The following is an 11,369-nucleotide window of genomic DNA, read 5'->3' on the forward strand; positions in this document are numbered from 1 at the left end:
TACTTGCACTTTTTTGTTGTACTTCTAATCTCTGTAATAACTCCCTTATTTCTAAATTTTCACATCTGGCCCTTTATATATGATACAGGTTTAGTAGAAATGAAATTAATAACACCACTGCTATCAGATATAGATAGCGAGTTTAATTCAATTATTATAAATAAAATTAGTCGCTACTTCCCTGTGGAAAATTTTCAACAAGATATATCAGTTATCAGTAACTTAGATGTAAGAATTGTATTTTTCATTTTAAATAGAGAAAGTGAAATTCAATTACTTACCATGGCATTATCTATTTGTAAAAACCTAAACAAGCGGATAGTTTTAATTTCTCCATTTGAGATACCTAATATCATTCGAAATCATAAGAATATATTTTTCATTATAGAAACGAGTAACAATCATCTGACCAGTGCCTTGGAAGAATTAAAGAGTAAAACACAGCATATCTTTGAAGCACACTTCGACCTCGATAGAGACATGAATAGCAACAACCAGGAGCCGACCAAGCAGTTTACTTCTGAAGTTGTTAATTTTGTTATGGATAACATTAACAAGGAAATAAGAGAAACGGACATAGCTGAAAAATGTCACTGTTCAGCAACCTATTTTTCTAAAAAGTTTCATCTACACTTTGGAGTAAGCTTTAGAGACTTTGTGTGCGATAAACGAATACTGTTAGCCAAAAAGTTGATTGAGGCGGATACCGAATCAAAAATAGCTGTAATTTCTTATCAATGTGGCTACAAGGATGTGTCGTATTTTTCAAGAATTTTTAAGAAAAGGACGGGCGTAACCCCTGCAAGCTACAGACGTGCCTGCACAGATAACAGAAAACGCTAATTTTACTCCCTAAAAGAAAAAATCATGGTACATTTAACATGATTTTAACAAAAATAACCAAAAATAACTTAGCGAAAAACATGGAGTTAGACAATGATTCAGCCTAACGAGTTTAGCCAAGAACAAGCAACAGCTCTCCCTACACCCAATGACATGATTTTAAAATGGGCAGAAGATCGCCCAGATGAAGTCTATTTGAAACAGATTATTAACCGCCAATTTGTCGAATTTACTTATAAAGAAGTAGCCGACAAAGCACTGAAATTGGCGTCAGCATTAGAAGGACTCGGAGCCCAACCAGGCGATCGAGTCGCTCTCGTATCAAAAAACTGTGCAGAGTGGTTCATCTGCGATCTTGCAATGATGTTAGGAGATTTTGTCAGCGTCCCAATCTTTCCAACAGCGGGTGCAGATACCATTCAGTACTGTATTGAGCATAGTGAAAGTAAAATTGTGATTGCGGGTAAGCTTGACGATCCTAAAGCCACTCAAAAAGTACTTGATGACAATCCGAGCTTGGTGAGTATTTCACTGCCATACGACAGCGCAGCGAAGTGCCAACACACTTTCGAGAAGCTCATTGAGACACATGAACCATCAACCAAACGCCCTCAGCATCACGACGATAAGCTGATGTCACTTGTTTATACATCGGGTACATCAGGGTTACCAAAAGGCGCAATGCTCACCTACGGCGCGTTTACTTGGTCTGTTCAAAGGTTGATTGACCATATTGGGATCCAACCTGGCGATCGCCTGTTTTCTTACCTACCGCTTGCTCATATTACAGAACGCGTTTACATCTTTGGTTCTTCAGTAATGGGGGGCGTGGTTACGGCTTTCCCTGAATCTTTAGACACCTTTATTGATGATGTGAAAATGCATCGCCCTACGCTGTTTATTTCAGTTCCTCGCTTATGGACTCTGTTCCAGCAGCGGATCCAAGACAAATTGCCACAGAAGAAACTGAACTTCTTACTGAAGATTCCGTTTATCAACAACATCATTAAGAAGAAACTTGCTGATGGCTTAGGGTTAGACCAAGCTCGCGTTCTTGGATGTGGTTCTGCACCTGTATCACCCGCTCTACTCGCATGGTATGAGAGTGTTGGCCTGCACATTACCGAGGCATGGGGCATGACAGAGTCTTTCGCCTACAGCACGCTCAACTACCCATTCAGAGCCGATAAAATTGGTACGGTTGGTAATGCAGGTCCAGGGATCGAACTCAAAATAGCTGAAGATGAAGAGATTCTAGTTCGAGGCAAAGGCTTATTCTCTGGTTACTACAAGAATGATATTGCAACCCAAGAGTCTTTTAACTCGGATGGTTGGCTTCATACCGGTGATATCGGTGATATCGATAGTGAAGGTTACCTAACGATTCGTGGGCGTAAGAAAGATACCTTTAAAACCGCTAAAGGTAAGTTTGTTGCCCCTGTACCAATCGAAAACAAACTGTTTGAGTACAGCCGCGTAGAAATGATGTGTTTGATAGGTCTTGGCCTACCTGGTCCAATCCTACTTGTGGTACCGCATGACTTCCCTAATTTCGATCGAGCTCGCTATGAGAAAACGACAAAGCGCGTTATCGAGAAAATGAACGAGCAGCTTGGTTCACACGAGAAGATCAAAGGTGTATTGATGATTAAGGAACCATGGAGCATTGAGAATGGCGTGTTAACCCCGACTCTCAAAATCAAGCGACATATCCTTGAGCAGAAATACCATGAAGTTGGTCATAACTGGCCGAAAGATAAATTGGTGGTTTGGGAAGAATAATTAAAATCGAGAGGGAGCCATTATGGCTCCTTTTTTGTAAGCTCACATTATAAGTACTTAGTATAATCCGCAGCATCACTACTCTCGTAATCTAAGCCGACATCCTTTCTCATTCGATGACTTAACGATTCCAAGCAAACAACTTGTCTAGATTTAGCCCCCTTCCTCACCTTAGTATTATCATTGATTTTAAGTACCTGAGTAACAAATATTCCGACCCAACAGGTTATTGCTTTCATGTTCTCTCTCTTGTATTCCCTTTGTATTTATCGCTATTATGAAAACAACCTGTTCGATAATCGAACAACCATTATTAACAAGAACTATAAGCTGCGATTATGGACAATAGACTGCGTCACCTTTCAGGTCTCCGTTACTTTGAAGTTGCGGCTCGCTTGAGCAACTACAGCAAAGCTGCTGAAGAGCTGTTCGTCACTCAAGCAGCCGTCAGCCAGAAGATTCGACAGTTAGAAGAACAGGTTGGATGTAAGCTTTTTATTCGTAAGGGGCGTGCAATGACTTTGACGCATGAAGGGCACACACTTTTTAGACATGTCTCTGATGGATTTCAAGAGGTTCTGCTGGGGTTAAACAAGATCCAATCAGAACCTATTCAAGGGCTGCTTGTTGTTAGAAGTCCCCCTTCTTTTGCTTCGCGTTGGTTACTGCCTAGGCTGTGGAAGTTCTCGGTAAAGCACCCAGAAATCCCAATTAAGGTGCTAACAGGGTCTGATACCCCAAATTTAAAACATGGCGAGATTGATGTGGCTATTCTGCAGGGCGAAGATCTATGCGTTGAAGAAGGCTTGACTCTAGAGATGCTAATCAACGAACCGGTTTACCCTTTTTGCTCCCCTGAACTCGCAAACTCTTTGAACTTCACATCACCTGAACAACTCCTCAAATGTTGGCTGATTCAGTTTGATAGCGGTTGTTTCCCGTGGGAGGAATGGTTTAGGCAAGCAAACATATCGACTCAAAGCAGCACCATTCAGTGGATGGAAGTAGGAACCTTTGATATGGGGCTAACCACGGTCATGGCAGGGCATGGGGTTTGCTTGGCAACAGACAGCTTGGCTGGTGACTTCATCGAACGCGGCTTGTTAGTGAAGCCCTTTAATATTGGCATGACACCTGGTGTTCAAGTAAACCTATGCTTTGATCCTAACTCCCCGAGAGAAGAGCGCATTACCGCGTTCACCAATTGGTTGCACGAAGAAGTAAACGAGCTATTGGAGAGTTAAATCTCATCTCTCACTTCTTTATATAAACCATCAACCTAACTCAACATAGAACGGTAACGTAAACGTCCCGACACCGACAAAACTATGTTGAGTTAAAGCAACGTCGAGTTAAAAGCTACGCTGCCTTGAATCACTCCCAAAATGACTTCTTCAGTTCTTTCTCGACTTGTTCCGACGTAATCCCAATATCTCTCAGTAAATAATCGGGTAGCTCAGACAGCTGCTTTCTGGTTCTACGATTTTGAAAGTACATGCCTAATTTAGAATAGAATTTCTTAATTGATAATGATGATAAAAATGAATGGTTGGTATTTGCTGTTGCTGTGATCGTATTCATAGCCTTTCTCCTGTTGATCTTTTGCTTTGTTATGGTCAATAATCGACCAACAGAGCAACATCGACAAACGATAGATACTGGCATTCAGTTAAGGAAAACTAATGTGAGAGAGCGTACCCCACCATTCCAAGGGATCTACTATTTTTACACGGCGGCAGAAACAGGCAGTTTTAAACTCGCCGCACAAAAGCTATTTGTCACGGCTGCAGCAGTCAGCCAACAAATTCGCCAACTTGAAGAGTGGTTAGGCGCAGATCTGTTTATTCGCCAGCACCGAAAAATAGTATTAACCCATGAAGGTGAAGTGCTTTACCTGCAAGCGAAGAAAGGCTTTGCTCATATTCAAGATGGGGTGAGACGAATCAACCAAGATCCTAACCCCACTCAACTGTCGATCTCTACCGTGCCTTCCTTTGCTCAGCATTGGCTCGTACCAAGAATTGGCGACTTTCGCGATCGCCACCCTGATCTATCCATGCTAATTGAGCCGACCAATAAGCTAGTCACATTTGAAGATTCTAATGTCGATATCTGCGTTCGATACGGTCATGGAGACTACCCAAACATCGAATCACGTTGGTTGATGGACGAGGTCATTTACCCGGTTTGCCACCCTATTTATCAAGAGAAACATGGTATCTATGACATCGACGATCTGCATAAAGCGGAACTTATTGAAGACCGTTGGCCTGATATGGATTGGAATCTCTGGTTACAAGTCGCAGGGGTAAAAGCTGGCCGAACATCACTGCAATTTGATGGCTCTCATTTTGTGTTAGAAGGTGCGCTATCCGTTCAAGGTGTCGCGCTTGTTAAGCACAGCTTGGTATACCGCTATTTACAAGAAAAGAAATTGGTGCGAATCGGAAACATCGCGCTGAAGCCTAAGTACAATTATTTTTTGTGTGCGCCTCCAGGTTACTTTCATCGAGAAAAGATAAAACGCTTCGAAGAATGGATGCAGGCTCAAGTTAAATTGTTTGGTGACACTGGTAGAGAAGAGCTGTCGATTATCCACACCGATTACGAACTTAAATGGTCTGATAATTCATAAAGCGAAACTGGTATACTGAGCTCAAATAAATGGCGAGAACATCTCATGACACAAGACAATAATCCACTTCACGGTATCACTCTACAGAAGCTACTGACTGAATTGGTTGAACATTACGGTTGGGAAGAGTTGAGTTACATGGTGAACATCAACTGCTTTAAAAAAGACCCAAGCATTAAATCGAGCTTAAAGTTTTTGCGTAAAACAGATTGGGCTCGTACCAAGGTAGAGCAAATCTACATCCAACTAAAAACTAGCTAGTCCCTACCTTTAACAAACGCACCATTTACGGTACTAAAGTATGAACCCATTGGTGCGCATTCCATTCAATTTTGTTATTTTCCTTTGAAAATCAATAATTAAAACAAATAGCACATCCATTCCATTGAATAATGCTCAATCAATACTAATATTATTGAACCAGAGACAGTGGGATAACTCCCCATTAACCTAGCGATTAATAAAGATTTTGTGTATGAGTAAATAGAGAGGTCAATCATGGAAGTTGATTCTGAACTCGCGTTAGACATTCATGTCCTTACCCGCAATAATTCATACTATAGGGTGATAAAAGACCTACTTTCGGTATCTATTCCTAGCGCGCAAATCACTCATTCCCAATGCTTTGTGCAAGTACCGAAACTCGAACCTGAAACGGTTGTTTTATTTGATATTCAAACAATGCCATGCCCCAAAAGATACGGATTTATCCTACATGAACGAAACGAATTTTGGTTAGCAGTCAATGTGAATGACAATACCTCTACAGTATGGCTAGAGAAAGGCTTTTCAGGGCAAGTCGGTCAGCACTTTGAGTTTATATCGAAAGCAATTTTATCTGTTTATCAAGAAGATATATGGTTCCCAAGGTCAGTGTTAAATAAGCTGGTTTCTTCCTATCAAAGCAATGAGCCTAATTATGAATCAGCTTGCGAAAATATAATCAATTACAAAGAGTTAACTAAAAAGGAAAGGGATACCTGCACATTGATGCTAAAGGGGCTTTCAAACTCTCAGATTGCATCTCAGCAGCACGTCAGTATCAATACAGTGAAAACTCACTCATCAAACTTACTTCGTAAATTAAACTTACGATCGAGATATGAACTTCTTGCTCAAGTAAAAAGCGCTAACTAGGTAGCAACAAGGTTAAATCAAAAGAAAAATGAATTATGACAAAACTCATTCTAAACTCACCCTATGCAAACGATATTTTTCACTCCATGTGATGAGGTTTGACTAACCGTTCCCTCGTAGTCTTTAGAGGCGATGCACAGATATGCATCTTAACTAACGAGGGATTGAGTTATGAAAAAGTTACTTCTTGCTACTGCTGTAGCAGCCGCTTCACTTTCTTTTGGCGCTTCTGCGGTTCAATTTAATAATGCTGTGGACTTTACGACACTGAGTAACACGGACCAAAAAACGATTCGAATTGAAGGCCGAGTTCCAAAACGCTGTCTACTGCGAATAGGTAAGAAAGATGTGAAGAATAACGTTCTACGCAAAGCGAACAAAGTGCACGAGGATTCATGGTCCAATGGCTTCAACAATAAGGAAGTTTTGGTAGGTAACTTGCGTGCATGGTGTAACTACGGAACTGATTTGGAGTTTTCAGTAACAGCTTACCAGCTAAACGGCGTAACCAAGCACAATATGAGTGAAAAAATTAACTACGCAGTGAAAATTGGTTCAGATACGGTGGCGAACACCGAAAACGACCATGGCATGGAGGTAACGGCGTCGCCAATTCCATCATTGGGCGAACACTTGGTGAACAAAATCAACAAGCATCCAATTTATGTACAACCTGAAGATTCAGGCTTTGCACGAGCAGGTAAATATAAAGGTAAAATCAAAGTGAGTCTTGCTGCAGCAGGTCCAGCAAGCTAATAACCGAATGACGCTTTATGGATAATGTCTTTTAGGCAAGAAACTTGGCTCGGTTCTCGAGCCAAGTTTATTTTATGGAGAAATATCAATGACTAGGATTATAACTCTTCTATTTTCTTTATTGTTCAGTTCAGCCCTTTTCGCGTACGAAGTCAGCCCAATCTATCTAGAACTTGATGATGTTGGTCGAAATGCACAAGGCTTGTATAAAGTGACTAATGTGGAAGAAGAACCAATCCTCTTAGAAGTAAATGTCTATCAAACTGATTTTTCTACTGGCGAAGAAATTTTAACACCATCGGAAGATGAGTTTCTCGTCCTTCCACCTCAAGCTAAAATTGACGGGCAAAAATCTCAGACTTTCCGCGTACGTTACATGCCAACAGGACCTATAAAACAAACCGTCACCTACCGTATCGTCTTTTCGCAAATTGAACTAGAAAATCAAATTGAGGAAGATGACGACAGTTCTATTTCCATGTTATTAGAGTTTGCGACTTTGGTTTTTGTCTCTCCCACATCCAGTAAATCAATTCCAACTACTACACTCCAAAATCGCCAGGTTGCTATCCGTAACGATGGCAAACGAGTACTGAACATGAATGGTATGGAGTTCAGCTTCTCTGGTGACAAAGCAAACAAAACGGTCGATTGGGAAGTATTAAGTAAAAAGACAAGCGCTTACTTAATGCCAGGAACAACCGTCAAGTACACCTTACCAAGTGAATTAGGGCAGCCAGAGAAAGTTTCTGTTAAAACAATAGACTAGTGAGGTTTTCATGAAAAATCTCATTTTATGTCTCACTCTCATTACTGTTATACAAACCGCGCTCGCGCAAAGTTGGTTGTTCCCATTCCCAGTAACTTGGGGGGAAAACACTATCGGCGAAGTAAATGCGTATTCTGATGGTATGACTGTTGGATCCATTAACGTAGAACAGCTTGTGCAGGCAACTGAAAAGCTGATCAACCCTGAGACATTGGTGGCGCTACGAAATTTCTCCGAAGAGTACATTACGATAGAACAACTGAACCATATGGGTATCAGTGCAACCTTCAATTCCTCCGATCAAAATATTAACCTAGTTATTGATGAAACCGCTGCTGCTGAGTTTTTGCTTTCGTTTGGTAGCAAATATGAACCCGCCCAATACTCAGAAAGCGCTTTTTGGACAATGCAAAATACATTAAATGCCAGTACTGACTACTCCTTGTTTAACGACTCTAATACAGAGGACACCCAAACGTGGCTTGGTGAATGGTTATTAAAAACCAATATTGGCGGCGTTCGAGGCGCTAATATTGACATTTCCGGTTTTGTTACTGGTGGTAACGATATCAACTCTGACGTCTATCGTGGCGAAGCTCGTCTTTTCTTCGATGAACCGACAACCCCTTTTCGACTTACCTTTGGCGATGTAACCCAAGCAAGTGCCGGACACCTTCCTAGTACACCTCTCGGTGGACTTGCTTTTGAACGTTTGTACCAAGACTTACAACCTACCCGGAATATCCAAAATGGCGGAACTCAACCACTGGTACTGAATGAGAGTGCTGATATAGAAGTCTATATTAACGACGTTTTTCTCACTGAAATTCGCTTACCTCCAGGTCGATATACACTAGACGACTTGCCTCTCGTTTCTGGTACCAATGATGTTCGGTTGGATATTAGTTATCAATCAGGTCGAACCGATACCATCGTTTATAGCCAGTTCTTTAACTCGCGTTTGTTACGCGAAGGTATTTCAGATTTTGGATTCTACTCTGGTTTAACGTCGACGATTGAAGATAACAACTTTAAGTATGACGACGAGCAATGGGTAACTTCTGGTTATTATGACTATGGTATTAGCGATACCTTAACAGCCGGTGCAAACGCTTTGTATCACCCTGAAGGACAGCAACTAGGCGTGATTGCAACAATAGGTTCTGATTGGGGGAATTTAGGCGTTAGAGCTTCAGCACAAAACAACAAGCCCAATAACGATACAGGTAGCATCTACAGCTTAGATTATTCCCATCAACTATGGGGAACAGACAGTTATGGCTCCCCAAACTTTCGCCTTGGTAGTGAATACCAGGATAATTATTTTGCACTACCCTGGCAGATTGCAGATGCGAGTACTGGACTTCGTGTCTTTTCAAACTACGTTTTCAGTATTACGGATAACCTTAGTTTAATCCTGAGCGGTGACTATCGTGATTTTGAAGAGGCTGAAGTGCAATGGCAGGCTTCTACTGAAGTTGCTTGGCAATTTTATAATATATCACTCTCTGCTGGTATAGAGAAAGAAGATAACCCAAATGAAAACATTGACGAAACCCGTTTTACTTTTTCAGCAGATTGGGACTGGAACTCTGACAATGGAGAATACAATGCAAATATATCCTACTCCAACGAACCAGATACCTATCGAGCTCAATTTCAACGCCCATCAGAGGACTATACGGGCAGTTATGGCTATGCGATGACTGCTGAAGGCGAGAGCGACTCTCAAACTTACTCTTTCGAGGGTAATTATGTGGCAAACCGTTTTATCACAGATGCTAAGGTTTCTCACCTAGCATTTGATAACTCAGCAAACTACCAAACCGCTTCTTTACGAGCAAGTACAGCGCTTACCCTGGCTGACGGTAACTTAGCTTGGTCACGTCCCATCAATGGTCCAGTGGCAATTATTGCCGTTCATAACTCGTTAGATGCTGATGTAGAAATTAATGCGGTTGCAGATGATCCTGCAGAAGCAATATCTACCTATACTATTAGTAATGCCGTTCAGTTGTCTGGAGGGCACCAATTGTCCAGTATCTACATTGATGTGCCAGACGCACCGATAGGTTATGACTTTGGCGACCACGAGTACAGCATTACGCCAGGATCACAAACAGGCCATCTAATAAAAATCGGATCGGCAGCATCGAAAACCATCATTGGTAAAATTGAGATCGGACAAGAAAAACCATTAAAGCTCTTCCAAGGTCAGTTGGTTGGACAACAGAAAACGTATGAATTTTTCACTAATCGATCAGGCAGGTTCGTTGTGGAAGGCGTTGCACCGGGCAACTACACCATCGTCATAGATGGCTTTAGCCCAACAAAATTGAACGTCCCAGAAATCAATGACAACCTGATTTATCTACCAACTTTACTTATTAAAGAGGGATAAACCATGAAACACTTTCTAAAGATCTCAGTGTTCGGTTTAGCCATGTTATCTCAACCAATTTGGGCCGCCGAATGCAATGGCAAGTGGATGCTAAACATCGACAGAAGCAATGTTGAATTTAAGCGAGATTTAGGCGCTTATATTCCTGTTTATTTAGAGTTGTCACGTGATATTCAGAACTGTCGATTCCCAATGGCCATAGTATCGGTCAACAATAAACAATCTAGCTACTTAAGTTCAATTGGAACGAATTTGCCCCTTACTATTCTGGACAAGAACTTCCGTCAATTGAGTCACTTTCCTAGCAAAGGTTTTCAACTACCTCTGGATAATAGCCAAAGGACGAAGTTTTGGATAAAGGTACCAGAAGCTAAAGTAGCAGCATCTGGTAACTATAACGGACTTCTTGAAGCCTCTATTTCCTTAGATAGAAAGCAAGAGACCAAAAATGCCAAAGTTAAACTCAAAGTCCCAGCGTTTGTAGCTTTCAACTCAGTGCCAAATGCGCCACACGTTCAACGTTCAGGGAGCTCAGGTTATCGCTTCCAACTTGGTGATCTTGAATCTAACCGCACCTACCGTTCTGATTTTGATCTTCTTTCAAACTCGAATGTAAGGTTAGTTGTAAAGCAAAAATATGGAGAGTTAAAGCAGAAGTCGGAACCCAATATCTCGATCCCATATACGTTGCGATTTAATAATGCTTTGGTAAACCGGAAGTCAGTTTATACCTTCTCAAACAATGATGAAACCAAGCGTTGGGGGCTCCCCCTTGAAGTAATGCTAGGTAACATAGACTTTGCGAGAGCTGGTAAATATCAAGATACGATAACGGTTGAAGTTAAAGCTATGCCATAGATACACGTGATGAAGAAACCTACGGTTTAGTCAGTGGACAGCTAAAAATATTAACGAACACCGTATATGGCTCTACCACTATCCTATGAAAAGAAATTAATGCATCACTGTAACTTTAAGTTTTTGGATATAAGCACTTAAGATAAGAGAGCAGAATTAGTTTTGTTGAAAATAAAAAGGTTCATCGC

At 41.2% G+C, this 11,369-nt stretch carries 11 protein-coding genes; 10 read left to right on the forward strand and 1 reads right to left on the reverse strand.

The window, feature by feature from the left end:
- Window positions 1-99: 99 nt before the first annotated feature.
- From AB4329_RS07820 to AB4329_RS07830, 3 genes are all read left to right on the forward strand, one after another.
- Window positions 100-843: a helix-turn-helix domain-containing protein gene (locus tag AB4329_RS07820; protein WP_372137962.1), complete on the forward strand. Its 744-nt coding sequence runs from the start codon at window positions 100-102 to the stop codon at window positions 841-843.
- A gap of 93 nt (window positions 844-936) precedes the next feature.
- Window positions 937-2,625, forward strand: coding sequence for an AMP-binding protein (locus tag AB4329_RS07825; protein WP_372099621.1), 1,689 nt, complete (start codon window positions 937-939; stop codon window positions 2,623-2,625).
- A gap of 338 nt (window positions 2,626-2,963) precedes the next feature.
- The gene (locus AB4329_RS07830; protein WP_372074603.1) at window positions 2,964-3,869 is read left to right on the forward strand and encodes a LysR substrate-binding domain-containing protein; all 906 of its coding nucleotides are present in this window, start codon (window positions 2,964-2,966) and stop codon (window positions 3,867-3,869) included.
- 130 nt (window positions 3,870-3,999) lie between these two features.
- On the opposite strand, the gene AB4329_RS07835 is transcribed toward AB4329_RS07830, so the two are convergent.
- On the reverse strand, window positions 4,000-4,206 hold the full coding sequence (locus AB4329_RS07835) for a DUF1127 domain-containing protein (protein ID WP_372137964.1): 207 nt from the start codon (window positions 4,204-4,206) through the stop codon (window positions 4,000-4,002).
- Window positions 4,207-4,309: 103 nt separating this feature from the next.
- On the opposite strand from AB4329_RS07835, the gene AB4329_RS07840 reads away from it, so the two are divergent.
- The 7 genes from AB4329_RS07840 (at window position 4,310) to AB4329_RS07870 (ending at window position 11,181) form a co-directional block, all read left to right on the forward strand.
- Window positions 4,310-5,260, forward strand: coding sequence for a LysR substrate-binding domain-containing protein (locus AB4329_RS07840; RefSeq protein WP_048615573.1), 951 nt, complete (start codon window positions 4,310-4,312; stop codon window positions 5,258-5,260).
- Between the two features lie 45 nt (window positions 5,261-5,305).
- On the forward strand, window positions 5,306-5,521 hold the full coding sequence (locus AB4329_RS07845) for a VF530 family DNA-binding protein (RefSeq protein WP_102319916.1): 216 nt from the start codon (window positions 5,306-5,308) through the stop codon (window positions 5,519-5,521).
- A 237-nt stretch (window positions 5,522-5,758) separates the two neighbouring features.
- Complete coding sequence (locus AB4329_RS07850) at window positions 5,759-6,397, forward strand: response regulator transcription factor (protein ID WP_102319915.1); 639 nt, start codon at window positions 5,759-5,761, stop codon at window positions 6,395-6,397.
- 171 nt (window positions 6,398-6,568) lie between these two features.
- Complete coding sequence (locus AB4329_RS07855) at window positions 6,569-7,153, forward strand: hypothetical protein (protein ID WP_372054894.1); 585 nt, start codon at window positions 6,569-6,571, stop codon at window positions 7,151-7,153.
- Window positions 7,154-7,241: 88 nt separating this feature from the next.
- Complete coding sequence (locus AB4329_RS07860; RefSeq protein ID WP_102319913.1) at window positions 7,242-7,922, forward strand: molecular chaperone; 681 nt, start codon at window positions 7,242-7,244, stop codon at window positions 7,920-7,922.
- Between the two features lie 10 nt (window positions 7,923-7,932).
- Entirely contained in the window at window positions 7,933-10,323 is a 2,391-nt protein-coding gene (locus AB4329_RS07865; RefSeq protein WP_372054892.1) for a fimbria/pilus outer membrane usher protein, read from the forward strand.
- Window positions 10,324-10,326: 3 nt separating this feature from the next.
- A complete protein-coding gene (locus tag AB4329_RS07870; RefSeq protein ID WP_102319911.1) occupies window positions 10,327-11,181 on the forward strand; it encodes a hypothetical protein in 855 nt (284 codons plus the stop codon).
- The last annotated feature ends 188 nt before the right edge of the window (window positions 11,182-11,369 follow it).

Origin of the sequence: Vibrio sp. 10N.261.54.A5, assembly GCF_041471145.1 — a bacterium.
In the GTDB taxonomy this organism is placed as follows: Bacteria; Pseudomonadota; Gammaproteobacteria; order Enterobacterales; family Vibrionaceae; genus Vibrio; species Vibrio crassostreae_C.

What these genes read in the sequence shown, in the direction of transcription:
- AB4329_RS07850 (WP_102319915.1), top strand. Translation starts at nt 5,759, where the DNA reads ATGGAAGTTGATTCTGAACTCGCGTTAGACATTCATGTCCTTACCCGC.
- AB4329_RS07820 (WP_372137962.1), top strand. Translation starts at nt 100, where the DNA reads ATGAAATTAATAACACCACTGCTATCAGATATAGATAGCGAGTTTAAT.
- AB4329_RS07845 (WP_102319916.1), top strand. Translation starts at nt 5,306, where the DNA reads ATGACACAAGACAATAATCCACTTCACGGTATCACTCTACAGAAGCTA.
- AB4329_RS07865 (WP_372054892.1), top strand. Translation starts at nt 7,933, where the DNA reads ATGAAAAATCTCATTTTATGTCTCACTCTCATTACTGTTATACAAACC.
- AB4329_RS07870 (WP_102319911.1), top strand. Translation starts at nt 10,327, where the DNA reads ATGAAACACTTTCTAAAGATCTCAGTGTTCGGTTTAGCCATGTTATCT.
- AB4329_RS07835 (WP_372137964.1), bottom strand. Translation starts at nt 4,206, where the DNA reads ATGAATACGATCACAGCAACAGCAAATACCAACCATTCATTTTTATCA.
- AB4329_RS07860 (WP_102319913.1), top strand. Translation starts at nt 7,242, where the DNA reads ATGACTAGGATTATAACTCTTCTATTTTCTTTATTGTTCAGTTCAGCC.
- AB4329_RS07825 (WP_372099621.1), top strand. Translation starts at nt 937, where the DNA reads ATGATTCAGCCTAACGAGTTTAGCCAAGAACAAGCAACAGCTCTCCCT.
- AB4329_RS07855 (WP_372054894.1), top strand. Translation starts at nt 6,569, where the DNA reads ATGAAAAAGTTACTTCTTGCTACTGCTGTAGCAGCCGCTTCACTTTCT.
- AB4329_RS07830 (WP_372074603.1), top strand. Translation starts at nt 2,964, where the DNA reads ATGGACAATAGACTGCGTCACCTTTCAGGTCTCCGTTACTTTGAAGTT.